16 protein-coding genes and 1 pseudogene are annotated in these 25,683 nt (G+C 65.6%); 8 read left to right on the forward strand and 9 right to left on the reverse strand.

Features of this window, described 5'->3' with window-relative positions; genetic code table 11:
- Positions 1-4 precede the first annotated feature (4 nt).
- Both sseA and QZL87_RS15695 read right to left on the reverse strand, forming a co-directional pair.
- Complete coding sequence (gene sseA / locus QZL87_RS15690) at positions 5-844, reverse strand: 3-mercaptopyruvate sulfurtransferase (protein WP_295321179.1); 840 nt, start codon at positions 842-844, stop codon at positions 5-7.
- 179 nt (positions 845-1,023) lie between these two features.
- Positions 1,024-2,334 carry a hypothetical protein gene (locus QZL87_RS15695; protein WP_295321181.1) on the reverse strand — a complete coding sequence of 437 codons (1,311 nt, stop codon included), beginning with the start codon at positions 2,332-2,334 and terminating at the stop codon, positions 1,024-1,026.
- A gap of 119 nt (positions 2,335-2,453) precedes the next feature.
- Here QZL87_RS15695 and queF point away from each other — a divergent pair, with 119 nt between their 5' ends.
- Complete coding sequence (gene queF / locus QZL87_RS15700; protein ID WP_295321184.1) at positions 2,454-2,924, forward strand: preQ(1) synthase; 471 nt, start codon at positions 2,454-2,456, stop codon at positions 2,922-2,924.
- Positions 2,925-2,969: 45 nt separating this feature from the next.
- Complete coding sequence (locus tag QZL87_RS15705; protein WP_295321187.1) at positions 2,970-3,380, forward strand: thioesterase family protein; 411 nt, start codon at positions 2,970-2,972, stop codon at positions 3,378-3,380.
- A 47-nt stretch (positions 3,381-3,427) separates the two neighbouring features.
- Here the strand turns inward: QZL87_RS15705 and QZL87_RS15710 are convergent, their stop codons facing one another.
- Both QZL87_RS15710 and QZL87_RS15715 read right to left on the reverse strand, forming a co-directional pair.
- Entirely contained in the window at positions 3,428-3,613 is a 186-nt protein-coding gene (locus tag QZL87_RS15710; protein WP_295321190.1) for a hypothetical protein, read from the reverse strand.
- Positions 3,614-3,741: 128 nt separating this feature from the next.
- Positions 3,742-5,028 carry a cytochrome P450 gene (locus QZL87_RS15715; RefSeq protein WP_295321192.1) on the reverse strand — a complete coding sequence of 429 codons (1,287 nt, stop codon included), beginning with the start codon at positions 5,026-5,028 and terminating at the stop codon, positions 3,742-3,744.
- A gap of 118 nt (positions 5,029-5,146) precedes the next feature.
- Between QZL87_RS15715 and QZL87_RS15720 the strand changes: the two genes are divergently transcribed.
- The gene (locus tag QZL87_RS15720; protein WP_295321196.1) at positions 5,147-7,846 is read left to right on the forward strand and encodes a M1 family metallopeptidase; all 2,700 of its coding nucleotides are present in this window, start codon (positions 5,147-5,149) and stop codon (positions 7,844-7,846) included.
- A 20-nt stretch (positions 7,847-7,866) separates the two neighbouring features.
- Here the strand turns inward: QZL87_RS15720 and QZL87_RS15725 are convergent, their stop codons facing one another.
- The 4 genes and pseudogenes from QZL87_RS15725 to rpoB all read right to left on the reverse strand — a co-directional run bounded on the left by QZL87_RS15725 (position 7,867) and on the right by rpoB (position 19,157).
- Entirely contained in the window at positions 7,867-8,319 is a 453-nt protein-coding gene (locus QZL87_RS15725) for a hypothetical protein (protein WP_295321200.1), read from the reverse strand.
- A 118-nt stretch (positions 8,320-8,437) separates the two neighbouring features.
- Positions 8,438-10,006, reverse strand: a complete 1,569-nt coding sequence (locus QZL87_RS15730) for a helicase HerA-like domain-containing protein (protein WP_295326973.1) — start codon at positions 10,004-10,006, stop codon at positions 8,438-8,440.
- A gap of 452 nt (positions 10,007-10,458) precedes the next feature.
- Positions 10,459-14,852: pseudogene (gene rpoC / locus QZL87_RS15735) on the reverse strand (DNA-directed RNA polymerase subunit beta').
- A 126-nt stretch (positions 14,853-14,978) separates the two neighbouring features.
- The gene (rpoB, locus tag QZL87_RS15740; RefSeq protein ID WP_295321203.1) at positions 14,979-19,157 is read right to left on the reverse strand and encodes a DNA-directed RNA polymerase subunit beta; all 4,179 of its coding nucleotides are present in this window, start codon (positions 19,155-19,157) and stop codon (positions 14,979-14,981) included.
- A gap of 351 nt (positions 19,158-19,508) precedes the next feature.
- On the opposite strand from rpoB, the gene QZL87_RS15745 reads away from it, so the two are divergent.
- The 3 genes from QZL87_RS15745 to QZL87_RS15755 all read left to right on the forward strand — a co-directional run bounded on the left by QZL87_RS15745 (position 19,509) and on the right by QZL87_RS15755 (position 22,392).
- Entirely contained in the window at positions 19,509-19,631 is a 123-nt protein-coding gene (locus QZL87_RS15745; RefSeq protein WP_295321207.1) for a hypothetical protein, read from the forward strand.
- Between the two features lie 77 nt (positions 19,632-19,708).
- Positions 19,709-21,976 (forward strand): TonB-dependent receptor, encoded by a 2,268-nt coding sequence (locus tag QZL87_RS15750; protein WP_295321209.1) that lies wholly within the window; start codon positions 19,709-19,711, stop codon positions 21,974-21,976.
- Positions 21,976-22,392, forward strand: coding sequence for a hypothetical protein (locus tag QZL87_RS15755; RefSeq protein ID WP_295321213.1), 417 nt, complete (start codon positions 21,976-21,978; stop codon positions 22,390-22,392). The genes QZL87_RS15750 and QZL87_RS15755 overlap by 1 nt, the downstream gene beginning before the upstream one ends.
- 12 nt (positions 22,393-22,404) lie before the next feature.
- Here the strand turns inward: QZL87_RS15755 and QZL87_RS15760 are convergent, their stop codons facing one another.
- Complete coding sequence (locus tag QZL87_RS15760) at positions 22,405-23,817, reverse strand: isoprenylcysteine carboxylmethyltransferase family protein (RefSeq protein WP_295321217.1); 1,413 nt, start codon at positions 23,815-23,817, stop codon at positions 22,405-22,407.
- 241 nt (positions 23,818-24,058) lie between these two features.
- Here QZL87_RS15760 and QZL87_RS15765 point away from each other — a divergent pair, with 241 nt between their 5' ends.
- Positions 24,059-25,261, forward strand: coding sequence for a M23 family metallopeptidase (locus QZL87_RS15765; RefSeq protein ID WP_295321220.1), 1,203 nt, complete (start codon positions 24,059-24,061; stop codon positions 25,259-25,261).
- Between the two features lies 1 nt (position 25,262).
- Positions 25,263-25,658 carry a polymer-forming cytoskeletal protein gene (locus tag QZL87_RS15770; protein ID WP_037556872.1) on the forward strand — a complete coding sequence of 132 codons (396 nt, stop codon included), beginning with the start codon at positions 25,263-25,265 and terminating at the stop codon, positions 25,656-25,658.
- Positions 25,659-25,683: the final 25 nt, after the last annotated feature.

Here is a 25,683-nt window from a genome sequence, read left to right on the forward strand (position 1 = left end):
AGGTTCAGGCTGCCCCGGTCGCCTTCGGCGTCGCGGGATCGGCGCCCCATTCGAGCCAGCTGCCGTCATAGACCGCGACATCGTCCTTGCCGAGCAGATGCGCGCCGAAGGCGACGACGGTGGCGGTCATGCCGCTGCCGCAGGTGGTGACGAGCGGCTGGTCGAGATCGATCCCGGCGGCATCGAACGCCGCCTTCAGATCGTCGCCGCGCTTCCAGGTGCCGTCGGCGTTGAACAGCTCGCCGTGCGGCAGGCTGCGCGAATTCGGGATGTGGCCGGGCGCGAGGCCAGGGCGCGGATCGCGTTCCTCGCCGGTGAAGCGTGCCGCCGGGCGCGCATCGACCACCTGCTCGGCGGCGCTGTCGACATTCGCGAGCATCTGTTCCTTGGTGCGCACCGCCTTCGCGTCGCGCCACACGGTGAAGTGGCGGTGACGCAGCGTCTGCTTGCCCATTTCGAGCGCGCGGCCTTCCGCCTTCCACTTGGCGAGGCCGCCGTCGAGCAGCGCGACATCGTGCGCTCCGAACAGCTTCAAAAGCCACCAGGCGCGCGCCGCGCTCTTCAGCGGACTGTCGTCGTAGAGCACGATGCGGCTGCCGTCGCCGAGCCCGAGCGACTGCATGCGGCTCGCGAATTTTTCGGCGGAAGGCGCCATGTTTTCGACCGCGTTCGACGCGTCGGTCAGTTCGGCGAGGTCCATGAACACCGCGCCCGGAATGTGGCCCGCTTCATATTCGGCGCGCGCGTCGCGATCGGCCCCCAGAAATTTCGTCGCATCGACGACCCGCAGGTCCGATGCCCCCAGTTCGCGTTCCAGCCAGTCGGTTGAGACCAAGGCGTCCATGTCATGCTCCTGTTACGACCGGCCCGGGAACCTTTTTGCTGTCCCTCGCCCGGCCATCCTGCTGTGGCTCTTTCCGGGGATAGTCAGCCTATGCCCCCACCTGTGCTTTTTCAAGCGGGGTCCGTCCTGCCGCAGTCGATGCTGCACCGCAACAAAAACCTGCGGCGCTTCGAGCCGGATTACTGGCTGCGCCGGATCGCGGTCGCGCGCGCGCCAGGGCGCTCGACGGCATAGGACGCGCGGTCGAGCGGCAGCGGCGCCAGCTTCTCGCTGCCGCTCGCGCCCTGTTCGCGGCCGAGAACGAAGCTGCCCGCATTCTGGCCGAACGCCTCGCCTTCGCCATCCCAATGATAGGTGACGTCGAATGCGATGACGGGGACGATCATCGGCTTGCCGCCGATCATCAGCGGCTCGATCGCAGCGCGCGGCAGCATCACCTCGGTCGACAATTCCTCGCCCGCACCCGCCGCCAGCACGATGTCGTCGCGCACCACGCTGCCCCCCGCTCCGTCGAAGAAACGGCCGAGCACCGGCTCGGTCATCGCCGAGCCCTGGCCCAGCGCGATGCGGACCATCAGCCCCGTCGCCGGCACCGTCCCCTGGTTGAGCAGGTTGAGCGCGAAACCGACCGCCACATGGTCGGGCGCGAAACGGATGCTGCGGATGTCGAGCGCCATGCCGACCATAGCGCGCTGTTCGGCCGCCGGGCGCGTGACGAGCGGATGGGCGGACGCCGGCTGGGGCCGCGATGCCGGTGGCGGAGCGGGCGCCGGACGCGGAGCCGCGGGAGCGGCGGGCCTCGGCGGCGGAACGGCGGCACGTCCGGCCGGCTGCGGGGCTTCGTCGATCTCTTCGACCGCCGGACCGGCCGGCGCGGTGCGGCGGCGCCAATACCAGAAAGCCGCGCCCGCGGCCGCCAGCACGGCGATCGCCCAGGCCCAAATCGGCGTGCCGGACGGCGTGTCTTCCGGCGCCGCGGCAGGCGGCGTTGCGTCGGCGGTCGCCGGCGCCGCGTCGCCGGTTGCGGCGGGCGACGGCGTAACCGTATCGAGCGGCGGTAACGGCGGATTGTCGGTGGTTGCAGGCTCCGCCACTCGCGGTGCTTCCGGCTGAGCCGCGCGCGGCGTCGCGGTTGAGGAGGTATCGCGCCGCGCGGGTGCCGGTGCGGGGGTTGCCGTGACCGGCTGCGTCGGCGTCACCCGCGGCGGTGCGACGGGTTGCGGCGATGTCGGCGTCGGCGTGGGCGCGGGGGTCGGGGTTGGCGTCGGCTGTCCCCGCCGCTCACCCGGCGCCACTGGCGGCAAGCCATTGTCCGAGGGGCCCTGCACGCCAGGCGCGCGGCCGTCGTCGGTGGGCGGCGGCAGGCGGAAATCGATCGGGCGGGGCGACGTCGTCGTGTCCTGCGCAGCGACAGGAGCGCCCGCGGCCAGCACTGCCACCGCCAGCGCCAACGCCGCCGCCTGTTGTCGCCCGAAGTTACGCACCGTCATCTTGTCCGCGATCCCACACTACCCATATGTCGCCCGCGCCGCTGAATTGGCGCTGAACCCGGCCGTCTCGCCCCCATGAGGTCGGTGACATCGGCCGCGCTGCGCACTAGAGCCTTTCCATGACCGATTCCACCCCTACCCCGCTCGCGCCGAAACATCTCGGCCAATCCAGCGAACTGCCTGCCTCGCCCGAGGCGGCCGTCCTCGATTATGTGCCCAATCCGCGCACGGGCGAACTCTATCTCGTCCGCTTCGCCGCGCCCGAATTCACCTCGCTCTGCCCGGTGACCGGCCAGCCCGATTTCGCGCATCTCGTCATCGATTACGCGCCCGGCGAGACGATCGTCGAATCGAAGAGCCTCAAGCTCTTCCTCGGGTCCTTCCGCAACCATGCGGGCTTTCACGAGGATTGCACCGTCGGCATCGGCCGCCGCCTGTTCGACGAGATGCGGCCCCGCTGGCTGCGCATCGGCGGTTACTGGTATCCGCGCGGCGGTATTCCCATCGACGTCTTCTGGCAATCGGGCCCGCCCCCCGAAGGACTATGGCTCCCCGACCAGGGCGTCGCGCCCTATCGCGGGCGGGGGTGAAGATTCATCTTTCCGTCACAGTTTGTTGACACTAGTGTCAACGATATGAGCGCAACCGCCCTGCCCCACGACCATGACATCAAGGTCGGTCCCGACGCGATCGATTTCATGGGGCATGTGAACAACGCCCATTATCTGAGCTGGGTGCAGGAAGCGGTGCTCGCGCACTGGCGCAAGATCGCGCCGCCCGAAGCGGTCGCGGCGCATCTGTGGGTCGCGCTGAAGCACGAGATCACCTATCGCCGCCCGGCCTTCCTCGACGATCAGGTCATCGCGACGGTGATCCTCGAGAAGGTGCAGGGCGCACGCGCCTTTTACGAGACGATCATCAAGCGCGGCGAAGACGTGCTGGCCGAAGTCAAGTCAAGCTGGTGCTGTATCGACGCCGAGACGCTCCGCCCCGCGCGGCTCGCAAGCGAAGTCGTCGCCCGCTTTTTTCCGGGCGAAAAAAGTTAGCGCCCGCCCCGCGTCGCGGGACGGGCGCCTTCTTCGGACGAAGAATTTTACGGGCTGACCGGGTCGTCGTCGCCGTCGACCGCCAGCCAGACGCCGCCGGCGATGATGGCGAGGCCCAGGACGATCGCGATCCAGCTTCCGCCTTCGAGATTATTTTCGCCACGGACCGCCGAGGTCGCACGGCTATTGTCGATTGCGGGCGCGGCCGAAGCCGCTACCGGGGAAAGCACCATCGAAGCTGCCGCAACGGCAATCGCGCCTTTTTTCAATCTTTTCATCACAAACTCCTCTAGCTGCGTCGAAACGCAGCCGGAACGCGATTGTTCCATTTTCGAAAAGAAAAGGCCGAATCCAAAGCGTTCTAGGCGAGCGCGAAGCGGATCGGCAGACGCTTCAGCCCGCCGACGAACACCGATTCGACGCGCGCGGGCTCGCCCGCGAGTTCGAGGCGTTCGAGGCGCGGCAGCAGCTCCTCCATCAATATCCGCATCTCCATGCGCGCGAGATGCTGGCCGAGGCAGACGTGCGCGCCAAAACCGAAGGCGATCTGCTGGTTCTTCTCGCGATCGGGATCGAAGGCGAAGGGGTCGCCGAACACATCCTCGTCGCGGTTGGCCGATACATAGTTCAGCATCAGCCAGTCGCCTTCGCGGATCGTCTGGCCGCCGATTTCGACATCTTCGCGCGCGCTGCGCATGAAATGCTGGACCGGCGTCGCCCAGCGAATCGCCTCCTCGATCAACCCCGCCTTGTCGCTCGCGGCGTCGCGGAAGCGGGCGAACAGCCCGGGATTCTTGGCCAGTTCCATGATCGCGCCCGCGGTCGAGGCGCTCGTCGTGTCATGGCCTGCGGTTGCGATAATCATATAATAGCCCGCCAGCTCGCGGTCGGGAATCGGCTCGCCGCCGACCATGGCGTTGGCGATCACCGTCGCGATGTCCTCGCGCGGATTGGCGCGGCGATCGGCGGTGAGCGCGCCGAAATATTGTTCGAAATCGGCGATCACATAATTGAGCATCGCGATCGCCTGTTCGGCGCTGGTGATCGCCTCGCGGCTGCGGTTGAGTTCGGGATCGGTCGACCCGAACAATTGCTGCGTCAGCATCAGCATGCGCGGCTCGTCCTCGCGCGGCACACCCAATATGTCCATGATCACGCGCAGCGGATAATGCGCCGCGACGTCGCGCGCGAAATCGCATGTCCCGTCCATCGCGAGCATCTGTTCGACCGCATCGCGCGCGTGGTGACGGATGCGGTCTTCGACGATCTTCAGATTCTTGGGCATGAACCAGCTCTGCGTGAGCAGCCGGTATTTCATATGATCGGGGGCATCCATCTGGACGAGCGAACGGATCAGATGCCCGTCATTATTGGGCGTCGCGGCGCGCGCGATCGCCTCGCCGTCGCGGTTGGTGAGCACGGTGGGGCGCAGGCCGTTCGCGAATCGCGCCGGGTCGCGGCTGATCGCCATGATGTCGGCGTGACGCGTCACGAGCCAGAAGGGATCGAGTTCGGGATTTTCCGCCACGGCGAGCGGCGCGTTCGCGCGCGCCCAGGCAAGCTGTTCGTGCAGCGGATCCCATTGGCCGTACGCGACGGGGTCGACGACGGCGGCGGCTACCTCTCCAGGCAATATAGGTTTCGTCATGCAACCAAGCTGCCGCGAATCGCGTCGTCTGTCGATAGGCTATGACCGCCCGTCGAAGCGGTGCCCGTGCGAGGGCCGCAGCGGCGTAGCGCGGCATAAAATAACCGGGGATTGCATCATGAAAACAACTGCACGACGTTTCCTTCTCGCCGCCGCCTCGTCGCTCAGCCTCGCGGCGTGTGCCGCGCAGCCGGGAATCGCGCCAACCGCGCCCGTCGCGGCGGCGCCTGCGCTCACCGCCGCGCCGCTCGACGCGAGCATCCCGAGCCAGCTGCCGCGGATCGCGCGGCCGCTGCATTACGACATCAGCGTCGTCCCCGACGCCAAGGCGCTGCGCTTCACCGGCGAGGCGGGCATCGACGTCGAACTCTATGAACCCTCAGCGGTGCTGACGCTCAACGCGCTCGACCTCGACTTCGCGGGCGCCAGCCTCACCGGCGCCGACGGCAAGGCCATTCCGCTGACCACGGCGACCGATGCGGCGGCGCAGACGGTGAGTTTCACCGCGCCCGCACTACTCGCGCCGGGCAAATATCGCCTCGCCACCCGCTACACCGGCACGATCAACACGCAGGCGAACGGGCTTTTCGCGCTCGATTATCCCGACAAGGTCAGCGGCGACGAGGTACGCGGGCTGTTCACCCAGTTCGAGGCGCCCGACGCGCGGCGCTTCGTGCCGAGCTTCGACGAGCCGAGCTACAAGGCGACCTTCACCCTCTCCGCCACCGTCCCCGCCGGCGATCTTACGGTGAGCAACATGCCCGTGGCGAGCGAAACGCCCGCCCCCGGCAGCAGGAAGACGGTGACCTTCCAGATCTCGCCCAAAATGTCGTCCTATCTCCTCTTCTTCGCGACCGGAAATTTCGAGCGGCTCGCGGCAAAGAGCGAGAGCGGCGCCGAGGTCGGCATCGTGTCGCCGAAGGGATCGGGCGAGCAGGCGCGCTTCGCGCTCGACAGCCTCGGCCCGCTGCTGACCTATTATGGCGACTATTTCGGCCAGCCCTATCCGCTGCCCAAGCTCGACAATGTCGCGGGTCCCGGCCAGTCGCAATTCTTCGGCGCGATGGAAAATTGGGGCGCGATCTTCACCTTCGAGCGCATCCTGCTCGACGATCCGAAGATCACGAGCGACGCGACGCGGCAGGCGATCTATTCGGTGCAGGCGCACGAGGTCGCGCACCAATGGTTCGGCGACCTCGTCACCATGGCGTGGTGGGACGACCTGTGGCTCAACGAGGGGTTCGCGAGTTGGATGGAAACCAAGGCGAGCGACCATTTCCATCCCGACTGGCAGCCCTTGCTCGACCGCGTCGACGGCCGCGAGCGCGCGATGGGGCTCGACGCTTTTGCGACCACCCACCCGATCGTCCAGACGATCCGCACCGTCGAGGACACCAACCAGGCGTTCGACGCGATCACCTATCAAAAGGGCGAGGCGGTGATCACCATGCTCGAATCCTACGCGGGCGAGGATGTGTGGCGGCAGGGTCTGCGCAGCTATATGGAACAGCATAAATATGCGAACACGCGCACCGACGATCTGTGGAGCGCGGTCGAGACAGCGGGCGCCGAGGGGCTGACTGCGATCGCGCATGATTTCACCGGTCAGCCGGGCATCCCGCTGCTGCGCGTCGGCGGTGTGACCTGCGCTGGCGGCAACACGACCGTCGCGCTGACGCAGGGCGAATTTTCGCGTGATCGCAAGGACAGCATCGACGCCGAGGGCCGCCGCTGGCGGGTGCCCGTCCTCGCCCGCGCCGGCAATGGCGCGGTCGCGCGGCAGGTGATCGCGGGCGGCGCGGGAACGCTCACCCTGCCCGGCTGCGGCGCGGTGCTGATCAATGCGGGTCAGGCGGGCTATTACCGCACCCTCTATTCGCCCGCTGCGCTCGCGGCGCTGCGCAGCGGTTTCGCGGCACTGGCCCCGATCGACCAGCTCGGGCTGCTCGGCGACAATTTCGCGCTCGCCTATGCCGGTTACCAGCCGATGGGCGCGGCGCTCGACCTGCTGGCGGCGGTGCCGAGTGATGCGAACCAGAAGCTACTCGGCGACGCCGCCGGACGCTATGCCGCGCTCTACAAGCTGTTCGACGGCGAGCCGGCAGTGCAGAAGCAGTTTGCGGCGCGCGGCACCGCGGCGCTCGGCCCGGCGATGGCGCGGCTCGGCTTCGACCCGCGCGGCGGCGAGCCCGCGCTCGACAGCATCCTGCGCTCCGAATCGCTCGGTGCGCTCGGGACGCTGGGCGATGCCCGGGTGCTAGCCGAAGCGCGGCGGCGCTTCGCGCTGCTCGACCGCGATCCCGCCGCGCTCGACGGCCCGCTCAAGGCGCGTTGGCTCGGCATCGTCGCGGCGAATGCCGGCGAGGCCGAATGGAACAAGCTGCGCGGACTCGCGAAAGCATCGAAGTCGGCGGTCGAGCGCAGCACTTTCTATACGCTGCTCGGTTCGGCGAAGGACGAAGGGCTCGCGCGCCGGGCGCTCGCGCTCGCGCTCACCGACGAGCCCGGCAAGACAGTCAGCGCCTCGATCATCGGCGCGGTCGCGGCGAATCACGCGGAAATGGCGGTCGATTTCGCGCAGGCCAATCGAGCGGCGGTCGACCGGCTGATCGACGCCTCGGCACGCGCGCGCTTCCTCGCGGGGCTCGCCGCGTCGTCGAACGATCCCGCGATGATCGCAAAGCTCGAGACGATCGCGGCGCCGCTGCCCGCCGACGCACGCAAACCCTATGACAAGGTGCTGGCGAGCCTGAAGGAACGCAGCGTCAGCAGGCCGCGCATCAAAGGCGAAACCGCGAGCTGGCTGAAGACGAAGTAAGGAAAGTCCGCCGCAGTTGGTCAGCCGGCCGGCTGCGGCGTTCCCACCGGCATCGCGCTTTCCCATTCGGCGCGCGCCTGGCGAATCATCGCCTTCAGCGCCTCGGCCTGGCGCTGCCATGCGGCCGCAGCGGGGGCGCTCCATGCGGCGCCCGCCGCGGTGCCCAGCTCCTCGACCGTCATGTCGATGAAGGCGTCATATTCGGCGATCGGCAGCGGCCCATAGGCGCGGTGGGTGAAGACGAGCTCGGCGACGAGCGGCCAGACCCAGCCCTCGCCCTTCGCCAGCCCGAGCATCATCGCCAACGTCTCATCGGTCATCCGCCGCGACGAGGCGTCGACAATCATGAAGCTCGCGCGGCGATCGGGAAAGGCGTCGAAGAAGCGGTCGAACAGCGCGTGGCGGATCTCGACGCCCGCATCGGCGACGGCGGCGAGGCTCGCCTCCATCGCCGCGATGTCTCGAGCCGGCACCGACATTTCTCCACCCGTCATCCCGGCGAAGGCCGGGATCTCACCCTCTCGCCCTGACGCACCGGCGAGATCCCGGCCTTCGCCGGGATGACGGATGAATAGGGTTTGGGAAATATCCTCACTTGAAAAGACTGCCCAAAATGCCGCGCATCAGCTGGCCGCCGAACTTGCCCGCGACCTGCCGGCCGAGGCTCGTCGCCGCCGAGCGCGCCGCCGACTGTATCATCTTTTCGGCCATCGAGGGTTTGGCGGCCTCGCGGGCAGCCGCCTTTTCGAGCCGGACGCGTTCGCGCTCCTCGGCCGCCTTGCGCTTCGCCTCTTCCTTTGCGGCGATCGCGGCCTGTTTGTCGGCCTCCGCTTGGGCTTTCGCCTCGATCGCGGCGGCCTGCGCCTGCTCGGCCTTGGCGGCGAGCAGTTCCTCGGCGCTCTCGCGGTCGACCGCCGTGTCGTACTTGCCCGCGACCGGCGAGATCGACTGGATGATCGCGCGCTCCTTGGGCTCCAACGGTCCGGCGCGCGAGCAGGGCGGCTTGATCAGCGTGCGCTCGACCGGCGACGGCGCGCCGTCGGCCATCAGCAGCGAGACGAGCGCCTCGCCGACCTTCAATTCGGTGATCTCGCGCGCGACGTCCACCTTGGGGTTCGGACGGAAGGTTTCGGCGGCGGCCTTCACCGCCTTCTGGTCGCGCGGGGTAAAGGCGCGGAGCGCGTGCTGGACGCGGTTGCCGAGCTGGCCCGCGACCTCCTCGGGCACGTCGATCGGGTTCTGCGTCACGAAATAGACGCCGACGCCCTTCGAGCGGATCAGCCGCACGACCTGCTCGATCTTTTCGGTGAGCGCGGGCGGCGCGTCGTCGAAGAGCAGATGCGCTTCGTCGAAGAAGAAGACGAGCTTGGGCTTGTCGGGGTCGCCGACCTCGGGAAGCGTCTCGAACATCTCCGACAAGAGCCAGAGCAGGAAGGTTGCATAGAGCTTCGGGCTCGCCATCAATTTGTCGGCGGCGAGGATGTTGACATAGCCGCGGCCCGTGTCGTCAGTGCGGATCATGTCCTGAATGTCGAGCGCGGGTTCGCCGAAGAAATGGTCGCCGCCCTGGCTTTCGAGCGTCAGCAATTGCCGCTGGATCGTGCCGACGGTGGCCTTCGACACATTGCCATATCTGGTCGTGAGTTCGTCGGCGTTCTCGGCGCACCAGGCGAGCATCGCCTGCAAATCGCCCAGATCGAGCAGCAGCAGATTCTGTTCGTCGGCGACCCGGAACGCGATCGCGAGCACGCCTTCCTGCACTTCGTTGAGCCCCATCAGCCGCGCGAGCAGCAGCGGGCCCATTTCGGAGATGGTGGTGCGGATCGGGTGTCCCTGCTCGCCGAACAGGTCCCAGAAGATCACCGGATTGTCGCGATAGGCCCATGTCGTATCGCCGATTTCGGCGGCGCGCTTCGAAAAGGGTTCATGGACCTTGGCCGTCGGGCTGCCCGCCATCGCCATGCCGGCGAGGTCGCCCTTCACATCGGCGACGAAGACCGGGACGCCGGCGGCCGAAAAGCCTTCGGCAAGCCCTTGCAGGGTCACGGTCTTGCCGGTGCCGGTCGCGCCGGCGATCAAGCCGTGGCGGTTCGCGCGTTTGAGCACCAGCGACTGGCGCGGCCCGTCGGCCGCCCCGCCGCCGCCAAGCCCGATATAGATTTCGCTCACCGTGCTGCCGTCGCTCACCCGCTGTCCTCCGTTCGAAAGCCTTTGCCGAGGTCTAGAGCGGGGGGCGTGGACAGGCAATCGGCAATGGGGCGCTGGTGGCCGGTATCGACCTATAGCTGCCGTCACTTTATTCGTCACCCCGGACTTGATCCGGGGTCCCGCTTGATGCCGAAGACCGGTCGATGCCCCCAAAAGCGGGATCCCGGGTCAAGCCCGGGATGACGAGGGGCTGAAACCGACCGATTGCAGCCTCTTACATCGTCATCCCCGCAAAAGCGGGGACCCAGAGCGTGCGTAGGCTGATCCCACACTGGGTTCCCGCTTTCGCGGGAATGACGAATATTGGGTGCGGCCGCTCCCCACCCCAAAGCCGCGCCAAAGAAAAAGCCCCGCCAGATCGCTCCGGCGGGGCTCATTTCTGTCGGCCAAGGCGCCGAGGAAGCTTATTCCTCGCCTTCGCCTTCGGGACGCTCTTCGACCATCACATCGTCCGACGTGAAGTCCTCGCCCTGCACCTTGCCGAGCGGATCGTCGCCGAGAGCCGCTTCGGGGCCCTGCGCCAGTTCGGCTTCATGCTCTTCGGCCGCGGTCGCCGGCGCGATCAGATGCTCCTGATTCGCGGCGCGCATCGCGGCGCGCAGCGCGGCATCCTTCGACGAGGCGGTGACGCGGACGCGGTTCATGGCAGCGCCGGTACCCGCCGGGATGAGGCGACCGACGATGACATTTTCCTTGAGGCCCTGCAGCGAGTCGATCTTGCCCTGCACCGACGCTTCGGTGAGGACGCGGGTCGTCTCCTGGAAGGATGCCGCCGAAACGAAGCTGCGGGTCTGCAGCGACGCCTTGGTGATGCCGAGGAGGACCGGACGGCCTTCCGCGGGCACGCCGTTCTTCGGCAGTTTGGCGTTATATTCCATCATCTCCAGATAATCGAGCTGTTCGCCCGGCAGCAACGTGGTGTCGCCGCCCGACGTGATCTCGACCTTTTGCAGCATCTGGCGAACGATCACCTCGATGTGCTTGTCGTTGATCTTCACGCCCTGCAGTCGATAGACTTCCTGGATTTCCGCGACGAGATATTCGGCCAGCGCCTCGACGCCCATGACATCGAGGATGTCGTGCGGGTTCGGCGAACCCGAAATCAGCGCGTCGCCGCGCTTGACCTGGTCGCCTTCCTGCACTTCCAAAACCTTCGACTTGGGGATCAGATACTCGATCGGATCGCCTTCTTCCGGAACGATCGCGATCTTGCGCTTCGCCTTGTAATCCTTGACGAATTCAATGCGGCCGCTGATCTTCGCGATAACGCTGTTGTCCTTCGGAATGCGCGCTTCGAACAGCTCGGCAACACGCGGCAGACCGCCGGTGATGTCGCGCGTCTTCGACGCTTCGCGGCTGACACGCGCCAGAACGTCGCCCGCCTGCACTTCCTGACCGTCCTCGACCGACAGCATCGTGCCGACCGCGAGCAGGTAGCGCGCGGCTTCGCCCGACTGGTCGTCGAGCAAGGTCAGGCGCGGCTGGAGGTCTTCCTTCTTGGCGCGGCCCGCCGAGCGATATTCGATCACGACGCGCTGGGCGATGCCCGTCGCTTCGTCGACCTGTTCGACCAGCGTCTTGCCGTCGGCCAGATCCTGATACTTCACGACGCCCTGCTTTTCGGTGATCAGCGGCATGGTGAACGGATCCCATTCGGCAATCCGGTCGCCCTTCTTCACCTTCTCGCCGTCCTTGTGCATGATCTGCGCACCATAGGGCAGCTTGTGGGTCGCGCGCTCGCGGCCTTCGCTGTCGATGATCGCGATTTCGCCCGAACGCGACAGCGCCAGACGGCGGCCGCGCTGGTCGACGATCGTCGCCATGTCGCGATATTCGATCGTGCCGTCCGAGATCGCTTCGGCGTTCGACTGTTCGTTGACCTGCGCCGCGCCGCCGATGTGGAAGGTCCGCATGGTCAGCTGCGTGCCGGGCTCGCCGATCGACTGGGCGGCGATGACGCCGACAGCCTCACCGATGTTGACCGGCGTGCCGCGCGCGAGGTCGCGGCCATAGCATTTGCCGCAGACACCGAGCGTCGCTTCGCAGACCAGCGGCGAACGGATCTTGACCGACTGGACTTCGGCGTCCTCGATCCGCTGCGTCGTCGCTTCGTCGAGCAAAGTGCCCACCGGCGCGATGACATTGCCATCCTTGTCGACGACGTCCTCGAGCGTCGTGCGGCCGAGGATGCGTTCGCCGAGCGAGGCGATCGTCGAACCGCCCTGCACGATCGCGCGCATTTCCATGCCGCGGGTCGTGCCGCAATCTTCCTCGATCACGACGCAGTCCTGCGACACGTCGACCAGACGGCGGGTCAGATAACCCGAGTTCGCCGTCTTGAGCGCCGTATCGGCCAGACCCTTGCGCGCACCGTGCGTCGAGTTGAAATACTCGAGGACGGTCAGGCCTTCCTTGAAGTTCGAGATGATCGGCGTTTCGATGATCTCGCCCGACGGCTTCGCCATCAGGCCGCGCATGCCGGTCAGCTAGCGGCTCTGGACCGCGAACTTCCGCGAAGGTCTGAACGTTCTGCAGTACTTGGCGTCTCGATGATGGAGCCGTCAGGCTTGGCCATCAGGCCGCGCATGCCCGCGAGCTGCTTCATCTGGGCCTGCGAACCACGCGCACCCGAATGCGCCATCATATAGATGGAGTTGATCGGAGCGAGACGGCCGTCGTCGAGCTTCGGCGTCGCGCGGATTTCTTCCATCATCGCGTTCGCGACCTTGTCGCCGCACTGCGACCACGCATCGATCGCCTTATTGTATTTTTCCTGCTGCGTGATCAGGCCGTCCTGATACTGCTGCTCGAAATCCTTCACGAGCGCGCGGGTTTCGTCGACCATGGCTTCCTTCGACGCCGGGATGATCATGTCATCCTTGCCGAACGAGATGCCCGCCTTGAACGCGTTGCGGAAGCCCAGCGCCATGATGGCGTCGGCGAACAGCACCGTCTCCTTCTGGCCGGTGTGGCGATAGACCTGGTCGATCACGTCGCCGATTTCCTTCTTGGTCAGAAGGCGGTTGACGACGTCGAAGGGCACGGTGTGCGACTTCGGCAGGCATTCGCCGATCAGCATGCGGCCCGGAGTGGTCTCGAACCGCTTGAGATATTCGTTGCCCTGCTCGTCGGTCTGCGGGACGCGGCTGATGACCTTGGTGTGCAGCGTGACGGCGCCGGTATAGAGCGCCTGATGCACTTCGGCCATGTCGGCGAGCAGCATGCCCTCGCCCGGTTCGCCTTCGCGTTCGAGCGAGAGATAATAGAGACCGAGAACCATGTCCTGCGACGGCACGATGATCGGCTTGCCGTTCGCGGGGCTGAGGATGTTGTTGGTCGACATCATCAGCACGCGCGCTTCGAGCTGCGCTTCGAGGCTCAGCGGCACGTGGACCGCCATCTGGTCGCCGTCGAAGTCGGCGTTGAACGCAGCGCAGACCAGCGGGTGCAGCTGGATCGCCTTGCCTTCGATCAGCACCGGCTCGAACGCCTGGATGCCGAGGCGGTGGAGCGTCGGGGCGCGGTTCAGGAGGACCGGGTGCTCGCGAATGACTTCGTCGAGGATGTCCCAGACTTCCTTGCGTTCCTTTTCGACCCACTTCTTCGCCTGTTTGAGGGTCATCGACAGACCTTTGGCGTCGAGGCGCGCGTAGATGAAGGGCTTGAACAGTTCGAGCGCCATCTTCTTCGGCAGGCCGCACTGGTGCAGCTTGAGTTCGGGGCCGGTCACGATGACCGAACGGCCCGAATAGTCGACGCGCTTGCCGAGCAGGTTCTGACGGAAGCGGCCCTGCTTGCCCTTGAGCATGTCGGAGAGCGACTTAAGCGGACGCTTATTCGCACCGGTGATCGTGCGGCCGCGGCGGCCGTTGTCGAACAGCGCGTCGACGGCTTCCTGCAGCATGCGCTTTTCGTTGCGGACGATGATGTCCGGCGCGCGCAGCTCCATCAGGCGCTTCAGGCGGTTGTTGCGGTTGATCACGCGGCGATAGAGGTCGTTCAGATCCGACGTCGCGAAGCGGCCGCCGTCGAGCGGCACCAGCGGGCGCAGCTCGGGCGGGATCACGGGGACGACTTCGAGGATCATCCATTCGGGACGGTTGCCCGATTCGATGAACGATTCCACGACCTTGAGGCGCTTGATGATCTTCTTGGGCTTGAGCTCCGACTTGGTCGTCGCAAGCTCTTCCATCAGGTCGACGCGTTCCTGTTCGAGATCGAGATTCTCGAGGAGCACGCGGATCGCCTCGGCGCCGATGCCGGCCGAGAAGGCGTCTTCGCCATATTCGTCCTGCGCGTCGAGCAGTTCGTCTTCGGTCAGAAGCTGGAACTTCTCGAGCGGCGTCAGGCCGGGCTCAAGGACGATATAGGCTTCGAAATACAGCACGCGCTCGAGCTGCTTCAATTGCATGTCGAGCAGCAGGCCGATGCGCGACGGCAGCGACTTCAGGAACCAGATGTGCGCGACCGGCGCGGCGAGCTCGATATGGCCCATGCGCTCGCGGCGGACCTTGGTCACCGTGACTTCGACACCGCACTTCTCGCAGACGATGCCCTTGTATTTCATGCGCTTATACTTGCCGCACAGGCATTCATAATCCTTGATCGGGCCAAAGATGCGCGCGCAGAACAGGCCGTCACGCTCGGGCTTGAACGTGCGGTAGTTGATCGTCTCGGGCTTCTTGATCTCGCCGAACGACCACGAGCGGATACGCTCGGGGCTCGCGATGCCGATCTTGATCATGTCGAAGGTTTCGGGCTTCGCGACCGGGTTCATGAAGTTGGTAAGCTGGTTCATAATCTGGTTCCTCGTTAGCCCTCTCCCCTTCAGGGGAGAGGGTTGGGAGAGGGGGCGGGGTTGCGGAACAGCGCGGCGACTGCCCCTCTCCCCAGCCCTCTCCCCTGAAGGGGAGAGGGAGCTATCTTATTCGGCGGCTTCGGGAAGGGCTTCGGGACCTTCGTCATCGTCTTCGTCCGCATAGGACGAAAGCTCGACGTTGAGGCCCAGCGAGCGCATTTCCTTGACGAGCACGTTGAAGCTTTCGGGAATGCCGGCCTCGAAGGTGTCGTCGCCCTTGACGATCGCTTCGTAAACCTTGGTGCGGCCGGTGATGTCGTCGGACTTCACCGTCAGCATTTCCTGCAGCGTGTACGCCGCGCCATAAGCTTGCAGAGCCCACACTTCCATTTCACCGAAGCGCTGGCCGCCGAACTGCGCCTTGCCGCCCAGCGGCTGCTGGGTGACGAGGCTGTAGGGGCCGATCGAGCGCGCGTGGATCTTGTCGTCGACGAGGTGGTGGAGCTTCAGCATATAGATGTAGCCCACGGTCACCTTGCGGTCGAACTTGTCGCCGGTGCGGCCGTCGTACAGGTCCGACTGTCCCGATTCGTGCAGCCCCGCGAGGGTCAGCATGTTCGACACGTCGGCTTCCTTGGCGCCGTCGAACACCGGGGTCGCGAACGGCACGCCAACGCGCAGGTTGTCGGCCAGTTCGACGATGCTGTCGGCATCGCGCGACTTGATGTCCTCGAGATATTCGGCGCCATAGACATGCTCGAGCGCATCGCGCACGGCTTCGGGCATCTGCCCGCCGACCGCGTCGGGATTGGCGTCGCGCCATTCGTCGAGCGCCTGCGTCACCTGCCGGCCCAACCCACGCGAAGCCCAGCCGAGGTGGGTTTCGAGGATCTGCCCGACGTTCATGCGCGACGGCACGCCCAGCGGGTTGAGCACGATGTCGACATGCGTCCCGTCTTCGAGGAACGGCATGTCCTCGTTCGGCAGGATGCGGCTGATGACGCCCTTGTTGCCGTGACGGCCGGCCATCTTGTCGCCCGGCTGCAGCTTGCGCTTCACCGCGACGAAGACCTTGACCATCTTGAGCACGCCGGGAGCGAGTTCGTCGCCGCGCTGCAGCTTCTCGACGCGATCTTCATATTTCGCGTTGATCCGCTTGATCGCGTCGTCATACTGCGCCTTGATCGCTTCCAATGCCGTCTGGGCATTGTCCTCGACCACCGCGAGCTTCCACCAGTCGGCGCGGTCGAGTTCGACCAGCATCTCCTCGGTGACGGTGTCGCCCTTCTTGAGGCCCTTCGGCACCGCGCTGGTCGTCTGACCGATCAGCAGGTCCTTGAGGCTCGAGAAGGTCGCGCGGTTGAGGATCGCGCGCTCGTCGTCGGCGTCCTGCTTCAGCCGCTCGATTTCCTCGCGTTCGATCGCGATCGCACGTTCGTCCTTGTCGATGCCGTGACGGTTGAAGACGCGGACTTCGACGACCGTGCCCGACACGCCCGGCGGCAGGCGAAGCGAGGTGTCGCGCACGTCGCTCGCCTTTTCGCCGAAGATCGCGCGCAGCAGCTTTTCTTCCGGCGTCATCGGCGATTCACCCTTGGGGGTGATCTTGCCGGCGAGAATGTCGCCGGGGCCGACTTCGGCGCCGATATAGACGATGCCCGCCTCGTCGAGGTTGCGCAGGGCTTCCTCGCCGACGTTCGGAATGTCGCGCGTGATGTCTTCGGGGCCAAGGCGCGTGTCGCGCGCGGTGACTTCGAATTCCTCGATGTGGATCGAGGTGAAGACGTCATCCTTCACGATGCGTTCGGAAATGAGGATCGAGTCCTCATAGTTGTAGCCGTTCCACGGCATGAACGCGACGAGCACATTCTTGCCGAGCGCCAGTTCGCCAAGCTCGGTCGACGGACCGTCGGCGATGATGTCGCCGCTCTTGACCACGTCGCCCACCTTCACCAGCGGACGCTGGTTGATGCAGGTGTTCTGGTTCGACCGCTGGAACTTCTGCAGACGATAGATGTCGACGCCCGACTTGCCGGGTTCGACCATGTCGGTCGCGCGGATGACGATACGCGTCGCATCGACCTGGTCGATCACGCCGCCGCGGCGCGCGGCGATCGCAGCGCCCGAATCGCGCGCGACGGTCTCTTCCATGCCGGTGCCGACGACCGGAGCCTCTGCACGGAGCAGCGGCACAGCCTGACGCTGCATGTTCGAACCCATGAGCGCGCGGTTGGCGTCATCGTTTTCGAGGAACGGGATCAGCGAGGCCGCGACCGAAACGAGCTGCTTCGGCGACACGTCCATCAAGGTGATCTGGTCGCGCGGGGCCATCAGGAATTCGCCGGCTTCGCGCGCCGAGATCAGCTCGTCGATGAAGCTGCCATCAGGGTTGAGGTCGGCGTTCGCCTGCGCAACCGTGTGCTTCGACTCTTCCATCGCCGAGAGATAGACGACTTCATTGGTGACCTTGCCATCGACGATGCGGCGGTATGGCGTTTCGATGAAGCCATATTTGTTGACGCGCGCAAAGGTCGCGAGGCTGTTGATCAGACCGATGTTCGGGCCTTCGGGCGTTTCGATCGGGCAGATGCGGCCATAGTGGGTCGGGTGAACGTCGCGGACCTCGAAGCCCGCGCGTTCGCGGGTCAGACCGCCCGGCCCGAGCGCCGAGACGCGGCGCTTGTGGGTGACTTCGGACAGCGGGTTGGTCTGGTCCATGAACTGCGACAGCTGGCTCGAACCGAAGAACTCCTTGATGGCAGCCGAGATCGGCTTGGAGTTGATCAGGTCGTTCGGCATCACGGTCGACACGTCGACCGAGCTCATGCGCTCCTTCACCGCGCGTTCCATGCGCAGCAGGCCGACGCGATACTGGTTTTCGAGCAGCTCGCCGACCGAACGCACGCGGCGGTTGCCGAGATTGTCGATGTCGTCGATCTCGCCCTTGCCGTCCTTCAGGTTCACCAGCTCCTTGACCACGGCGAGGATGTCCTCGCTGCGCAGCGTCGTCACCGTATCCTCGGCGTCGAGGCCGAGGCGCATGTTCAATTTCACGCGGCCCACGGCCGACAGGTCGTAACGCTCCGCGTCGAAGAACAGGCCGCCGAACAAAGCTTCGGCGGTTTCGCGCGTCGGCGGTTCGCCGGGGCGCATGACGCGGTAGATGTCGCTCAGCGCCTGGTCGCGGTCCTCGGCCTTGTCGGCCTTCAGCGTGTTGCGGATCCACGGACCGGTGTTGTTGTGGTCGATGTCGAGCAGCACGAGCTTGTCGATGCCCGCGGCGTCGAGCTTCTCGAGATTGTCGGCCGACACTTCGTCGCCGGCTTCGATATAGATCTCGCCGGTCGCTTCGTTGATCAGGTCATAGGCCGAGTAGCGGCCGAAGATTTCCTCGGTCGGGATCAGCAGCGTGTCGAGACCGTCCTTCGCCGCCTTGTTGGCAAGGCGCGGGCTGATCTTGTGGCCGGCGGCGAAGACGACTTCGCCGGTCTTGGCGTCCACGACGTCGAAAGCGGGCTTCGAACCGCGCCAGTTTTCGACGACGAAGGGAACCTTCCAGCCGTTTTCGGCGCGCTCGAAGACGAGGCGGTCATAGAAATGGTTGAGGATTTCCTCGCCCGACATGCCCAGCGCATAGAGAAGGCTGGTAACCGGCAGCTTGCGCTTGCGGTCGATGCGGACGTTGACGATGTCCTTGGCGTCGAATTCGAAGTCGAGCCACGAACCGCGATAGGGGATCACGCGCGCGGCGAACAGGAACTTGCCCGACGAGTGGGTCTTGCCGCGATCGTGGTCGAAGAGCACACCCGGCGAACGGTGCATCTGCGACACGATGACGCGCTCGGTGCCGTTGACGAAGAAGGTGCCGTTCTCGGTCATGAGCGGCATGTCGCCCATGTAGACGTCCTGCTCCTTGATATCGAGCACCGAACGGGTGTCGGTTTCGCTGTCGACCTCGAAGACGATCAGGCGCAGCGTGACCTTCATCGGCGCCGCATAGGTGATGCCGCGCTGACGGCATTCCTCGACGTCATACTTCGGCTCTTCGAGTTCGTAGTGGACGAAGTCGAGCTCGGCGGTGCCGGCGAAGTCGCGGATCGGGAAAACGCTGCGCAGCGTCTTTTCGAGGCCCGAAACATAGCCGATCGAGGGATCCGAGCGCAGGAACTGCTCATAGGATTCGCGCTGCACCTCGATGAGGTTGGGCATCTCCACCGCTTCGTGGATGTTGCCGAACAGCTTGCGGATTCGCTTGCTTGCGGTTGCTTCGAGGGCCTTGCCCACCGACTTCGCCTTGGTCGCCATAAGTGATTGTCTCGCCTTAAGAAAATAGCTCGCAAGCGCAGGAGAGACGCAAAAAGGCCGCGACGAACCGTTGCCGGTTTACCGCAGCTTTCCAACGCATCTCGAAATCCCCGCCGCCCTATCCGTACAACCCGTTGCGCAAAGTCAGGCCCTATCTCGGACGAGGGGGTATGGGCGCAATATAGGATCGGGGTCGCGGGGTGTCAACGGCGGCGCCAGCGTCTGCCCATCGAATGCGATGTCCGGTCCGCTCGGCGTGGACCGAAACCCCCTCCTGATCGTCATCCCGGCGAAGGCCGGGACCTCGCCCTATCATCTTTCCGCACCGGCGAGATCCCGGCCTTCGCCGGGATGACGAAAATGGCGGGTGCGGTGAAGCTTCCCTACCAAGGGCTGCGCGACACCCTCGCCGGAGTGCAGCAATTTCGCAACACTCCCGACACGAACGTCAGCGCCGCGCATTTCCGTGATTGATCGCGCGCGTGCGGAGAGCCAAAGAGCCTTGGTTTTCCGCTCTCCCATCGTCAACTTAAGTTTCAGGAAGCTCGCCCATGCGCCACTTTCCTTCCGCTACCGCTATAAGCCTTGCCCTCGCCGCCGCGGTCTGGGCCGCCCCCGCCGCCGCGCAGGACGCGCCCGCCGATCCCGTGGCCGAAGACAGCGGCCTCGGTGATATCGTCGTCACCGCGCAGCGCCGCGAGGAAAGCCTGCAGGACGTGCCCGTAGCCGTCTCGGTGCTGTCGGGCGACACGCTCGGCGCGATCACCTCGACCGGCGCCGACGTCCGCGTGCTCGCGGGCCGCGTCCCCAGCCTCAACATCGAAAGCTCGTTCGGGCGCACCTTCCCGCGCTTCTATATCCGCGGCCTCGGCAACACCGATTTCGACCTCAACGCGTCGCAGCCGGTCAGCCTCGTCTATGACGATGTCGTGCTCGAAAACCCGATCCTCAAGGGCTTCCCGATCTTCGACCTCGACCGCGTCGAAGTGCTGCGCGGGCCGCAGGGCACCCTGTTCGGCCGCAACACGCCGGCGGGCATCGTCAAGTTCGACACCGTCAAGCCCGGCAAGACCGGCGGCTATGCCCGCGTCAGCTATGGCCGCTATGGCACCAGCCAGGTCGAGGTCGCGGCGGGCGCCGCCGACGACAGCGGCTTTTCGGTCCGCCTCTCGGGCCTCTATCAGCACCGCGACGATTGGGTCGATAATATCGCGACGACGAAGAAGGACGATCTCGGCGGCTATGACGACATCGCCGCGCGCCTCCAGCTCCAATATGAAAACGGCCCCTTCACCGGCCGCGTGACCGGACAGGTCCGCGTCTATGACGGCTCGGCGATCATCTTCCGCGCCAACACGCAGCTGCCCGGCAGCAACAAACTCGTCGGCCTCGGCGGCGCGGGCACCGAGTTCGAGCGCGACAAGGTGTGGCAGGACGGGATCAACTTCCAGAAGCTCAACACCTATAACGCCGCGCTGAACCTCGAATATGATTTCGGGCCGGTGACCGCTTATTCGATCACCTCCTACTGGAACGGCAATTTCCGCAGCCGCGGCGACATCGACGGCGGCTTCGGCGCCGTCTTCCTGCCCGAATCGGGTCCGGGCCTGATCCCCTTCCAGGCGCAGAGCCAGGACAATGTGCCGAGCCTCGACCAGTTCACGCAGGAAATCCGCATCGCGTCGAACAACAGCGGCGGGCTCGGCTATCAGTTCGGCGCCTTCTATTTCGACGAAAAGCTCGACATTTCGAGCTTCGAGTTCGGCGGCCCGACCGATGCGACGCCGTCGGCGATCGCGGTGCAGCGCCAGGATAGCGAAGCCTACGGCATCTTCGGCTCGGTCAATTATGAATTCGACAATGGCTTCAAGCTGCAGGCCGGCGCGCGCTACAACCACGACAGGCGCGATTTCGTCGCGTCGCGTCCGGTCGAGACGCGCCCCGACTTCGTCGTCAACCCGAACACGCCGGTCCCGCCGCAGGCGGCCCGCGTCAAGGGCAAGCTGCTGACCTGGGACGCCAGCGCGAGCTATGAGGCGTCGGATGCGCTCACCCTCTACGCCCGCGTCGCGCGCGGCTATCGCGCGCCGTCGGTGCAGGGCCGCCTGACCTTCGCGCGGACGATCTCGACCGCCGATCAGGAAGAGACGATGTCGTATGAAGCGGGGATCAAGACCGCTTTCCTGAACGACCGCGTCCGCTTCAACCTGACCGGCTATTATTTCGACACCAAGGATCTGCAGCTCACCGCGGTCGGTGGCACCGCGAACGTCGCGAGCCTGCTCAACGTCGACGCCAAGGGCCATGGCATCGAGGCCGAACTGCAGGCGGCGCCAGCGCGCGGGCTGACCTTCAGCGTCGGCGGCGCGTGGAATGTCGCCGAGATCGACGACGCCAACGCCTTCGTCGCAGGCTGCGGCTCGGCGACGCCCTGCACCATCCTCGACCCGCAGCGCCCGGGCAGCCCCGGCATCTTCTCGATCGACGGCAACCAGTTGCCGCAGTCGCCGAAATGGACGCTCAATGCGACCGCGGGCTATGAAATCCCCGTCGGCGACGGGGCGATCTATGCCTTCACCGACTGGTATTACCGCTCGAAGGTCCAGTTCTTCCTCTATCGCTCGGTCGAATTTTCGGACGACAAGATGGTCGAGGGCGGGCTGCGCGTCGGCTACAAGACCGATCGCTTCGACATCGCGGGCTTCGTGCGCAACATCACCAATGATGAATCGCCGACCGGGGGCATCGATTTCAACAATCTGACCAGCTACGTCAACGAACCCCGCATCTGGGGCGTCGAGGCAGGCGTGAAGTTCTGATGATCATCCGGCCCGCGCGGTTCCAGCACCGCGCGGGCCGGGCTTCGCATCGCGATCTTTCCATGTTATCATCGACATGCAACCCCAAGATGCGGGAGTCGATGATGATCCGTTTGACCGCCAGCCTGACCGCGATCGCCCTGTTTTCCACCGCAGCGGCGGCGCAAGGCATCGGTCTCAATTCGGCCGCCACCATCGGCTCCAACAGCGCCGGCGAATATGCCCGGGCCTTTCCTACGCTTCGCGACAATAGCCCCAAGGCCGTCCTTGCGCGGCTCAATCAGCTTTGCGCCAGCGATCGGCCTTCCGATAAGCAACGCTGCGAAAAGGCGTGGCGCGTAATCAATCGGGCGCATGCCGAATTGCAAGCGCGGCGCGCAGCCGAGGCCGCTGCAAGCCACGGCGTCAGCAACTAGCGTGAGCGAAAGCTAGGCGACCGGACCCACTCGCGCGTCGGGTTCGAGCCGGATCAGCGGGCGCGGGCGGCCAGTCACCCGGGCAAACAGGCGCGGCACCAGCGCATGGGCCTGCGCCCAATTCCAATAGGCGACATAGGCGGGATCGGCGAGAAGATGCTTCTCCTCGGTCTTGGCGCGCCAGTAATAGATGCCGCTGACGAGGCCGAGCAGGGCGACATTGCGCGCGCCCTCGATCCAGCCGCCCGCGGTCACGAGAAACGGCAAGGAACCGATCCACCATGTCATATTCTTCGAAATATAGGCGGGGTGCCGCGTGAAGGCATAGGGGCCGTGAGTGATGATGCCGCGGTGCGTCAGGTTCGAAAAGCGGATGCCGAACGCCATCGTCGCCCAGCTATAGACCGCGGTGAGCAGCACCAGCGCGATGCCCCAGACGATCAGCAGCCCCTCGTGCCCCGCGAGCCAATAGCCCCAGTCGGAACCATGGACCTGATAATCGAGCGGACCGCCGCTCATCAGGATGAAGGGCGGATAGCAGACGAGTGCCGCGACCCACGCCATGCCATAGGGGTTGGCGGTGCGGATATGCGCGTCGAGCGGCTTCAGCGTCAATATATAGCCGACCGTCGCGATGTGGACATCGACCAGATAGAGGAGATTGATCGCCCACAGCCCGGCCAGATAGGGGTTGGCGGTGACCTCGCTTATCGGCACGGTGACCAGCGCCGAAAAATTGCCCGGTACGATCGACAGCATGAAGGCGGTGAAGAAGCCTTTCACCGCCCAGGCGCGCAGATGATGCCCGATCGCGCGGCCATCGACCGGCTGGCCCCCTCCCAGCTTATGGCCTGCGATCAGCCAGCGCCCGAACTGCCAGCAGCCGTCGCGCGGTTCGACCATCCGCCGATCGAGCCACAACATATAGGGGACCGAGACGAGCAGCAGCCACGGCGCGGCGGTCTCGAGCAGCTTCATCGAAAAAGCGTAATTGCCCTGCCAGTAATAGCGCATCGTCGCATAGATCAGCGCGATCAGCCCCCATGTCGCCCACAGGCCGGCGAGCTTGGTCAGGCTGATGTCGAGCGTTTCGCGCCACGGTCGGCGCTGCGCCCAGTCGATCCCGGTCGACGGATTGCGATGCACCTTGTCGACGAACACCGACCACAGCACCATCGGCACGCCGCAGGCGAGCACGCTCGCGATCGCCGAATTCGGGCCGCTCATCGGCCCGCGCGATCCCCAGTCGATGCCGATAAAAGCGGCGATTTCGGGGGCGAAGCGCGCGATGAGCAAATAGCTCACCAGCCCCGCAAGCCCGACGATCCCGACCCCCGTGCTGACCGCCGAACGCGGGCGCACGCCGGCCGGCGCGGATGCGTCGCGCGCCGATTCGGACGGTGCGGAAGAAGCGGATTCGGCCATGATATTCACCCGCTTAGCCCTAGCCAAAATTGGTAAGCAAGCCGTCAATATAAAAGACCGATTCGCCCGCGGAATCCCGCCAAAATGGCAGCATTTGCGCAAGTTGACACCGTTCACCGCGCGAGGGTTTCGATTCAACCCGACTCGGCGCGCAAAGATTCGCCTGCGCCCGATCGGCCTGATAAGGCGCGCATCAATCGGGGCGGAGGGCTCCACAAAACAAACAAGATGGGGTCGCCACTTGTCGTCGAAAACAACGGGTCTGCGCGATTTGCGCCAGCGCGTCTCCGCGCTGTTTCAGGACCATGAAATCTTCGTTCGCACGCACGGCCACGTCCGATTCCTGCGTGTCAGCGCGGTCTGGCAGAAACGCGTCGCGCTGATCGCCGGCGTCGTGCTGCTCGCCTGGGCGGGCGCGACGCTCACCGTGCTGATCAACCAGTTGCTGACCGCCGACGAACGCGCCGCGGTCGCGCAGCAGCAAGCCGCCGCCGCCGCGTCGGAAGCACGCATCGCCAAATATCGCGACCGCGTCGCCGAAACCGCCGCCGATCTCGAAGAGCGCCAGGCGCTGCTCGAAAGCGTCGCCGAAACCCATTTTGGCATCGATCCCGCCGCGATGCCCGCCGAACCGGCGGCGCAGCAGCCGGCCGTTCCCGCCGAATCCGTCAAGACCAGCGCCATCGATCCGGACCTGCCGCCCGAAGCGCAGAGTCTCGCGCGGCTCGCTGCGCGGCAGGAAGCCTTCGCTGCCCGCCTGCTCGCCGCGGTCAAGGGCCGCGCGGCAAAGGCCGAAACCGCCGTGGCGGCGCTCGGCCTCAACCCCGACAAGCTCGTCCGTAACGCCGCGGCCGGACGCGGCGGTCCCTTCATCCCCTATCGCGGCCAGATGGGCAAAGCCAAGGCGCTCGGCGCCAGCTTTGCCGCGCTCGACAGCGCGCTGTTCCGCATGGAGGTGCTCGAACGCACGCTCGTCGCGGTGCCGTCGGGCAATCCCGCCAATGTGATGATGATGTCGTCGGGCTTCGGTTATCGCAGCGACCCCTTCACCGGCGCGGGCGCGATGCACGCGGGCCTCGACTTCCGCGGCCCGATCGGCACTCCGATCCTCGCCGCCGCGCCGGGCCGCGTCAGCTTCGTCGGCCGCAAGTCGGGCTATGGCAATGTCGTCGAGGTCGATCACGGCCAGGGTATCCTGACGCGCTATGCCCACTTGTCGGGCTTCACGACCAAGGTCGGCACGCGGGTCGCCGCCGGCCAGCAGATCGCCAAAATGGGCTCGACCGGCCGTTCGACCGGAAGCCACCTGCATTTCGAAGTCCGCCTGAACGGCCAGGCGGTCAACCCCCGCAGATTCCTGGAGGCAAAAGCCGATGTTCTCGAAGTCAAAGCCGACGCCCGCCAGCGAGTCGGTTCCGTCGCCGCCGCCCACGGTGCCCGCTAAGATGGCGACGGGCGCGCGCCATACGACCTTTTCGATCCTCGGATCGGACGTCGTCGTCACCGGCAATGTCGCCGCCAGCGTCGATCTGCACGTCGACGGCAAGATCGAGGGCGACCTCAAATGCGCCAATCTCGTCCAGGGCGAGGCGAGCGAGATCAAGGGCGCGGTGACCGCCGAGACCGCGAAGATCGCGGGCCTGCTCGACGGATCGATCGAGGCCAAGACGCTGATCGTCCATGCGACCGCGCGGATCACCGGCGACGTGGTCTATGAGACCATCACGATCGAGAATGGCGGCAAGGTCGACGGCAAGCTGTCGCATCGCCGCCACGGCGCCGCGGCGGCCAAGGCGCCACCGCCGCTCGAAGTCGTCGAAAACAAGTCGGCGGCGCTCTGAGCAGAGCCGCGCACCGGCGCGGCCT

This window comes from uncultured Sphingopyxis sp. (assembly GCF_900078365.1).
Lineage (GTDB): Bacteria > Pseudomonadota > Alphaproteobacteria > Sphingomonadales > Sphingomonadaceae > Sphingopyxis.

Bases quoted from the DNA above. Each gene is read 5' to 3' on its own strand.
- sseA (WP_295321179.1), bottom strand. From the start codon at position 844: ATGGACGCCTTGGTCTCAACCGACTGGCTGGAACGCGAACTGGGGGCA.
- QZL87_RS15695 (WP_295321181.1), bottom strand. From the start codon at position 2,334: ATGACGGTGCGTAACTTCGGGCGACAACAGGCGGCGGCGTTGGCGCTG.
- queF (WP_295321184.1), top strand. From the start codon at position 2,454: ATGACCGATTCCACCCCTACCCCGCTCGCGCCGAAACATCTCGGCCAA.
- QZL87_RS15705 (WP_295321187.1), top strand. From the start codon at position 2,970: ATGAGCGCAACCGCCCTGCCCCACGACCATGACATCAAGGTCGGTCCC.
- QZL87_RS15710 (WP_295321190.1), bottom strand. From the start codon at position 3,613: ATGGTGCTTTCCCCGGTAGCGGCTTCGGCCGCGCCCGCAATCGACAAT.
- QZL87_RS15715 (WP_295321192.1), bottom strand. From the start codon at position 5,028: ATGACGAAACCTATATTGCCTGGAGAGGTAGCCGCCGCCGTCGTCGAC.
- QZL87_RS15720 (WP_295321196.1), top strand. From the start codon at position 5,147: ATGAAAACAACTGCACGACGTTTCCTTCTCGCCGCCGCCTCGTCGCTC.
- rpoB (WP_295321203.1), bottom strand. From the start codon at position 19,157: ATGGCGACCAAGGCGAAGTCGGTGGGCAAGGCCCTCGAAGCAACCGCA.
- QZL87_RS15745 (WP_295321207.1), top strand. From the start codon at position 19,509: ATGACGAAAATGGCGGGTGCGGTGAAGCTTCCCTACCAAGGGCTGCGC.
- QZL87_RS15750 (WP_295321209.1), top strand. From the start codon at position 19,709: ATGCGCCACTTTCCTTCCGCTACCGCTATAAGCCTTGCCCTCGCCGCC.
- QZL87_RS15755 (WP_295321213.1), top strand. From the start codon at position 21,976: ATGATCATCCGGCCCGCGCGGTTCCAGCACCGCGCGGGCCGGGCTTCG.
- QZL87_RS15760 (WP_295321217.1), bottom strand. From the start codon at position 23,817: ATGGCCGAATCCGCTTCTTCCGCACCGTCCGAATCGGCGCGCGACGCA.
- QZL87_RS15770 (WP_037556872.1), top strand. From the start codon at position 25,263: ATGGCGACGGGCGCGCGCCATACGACCTTTTCGATCCTCGGATCGGAC.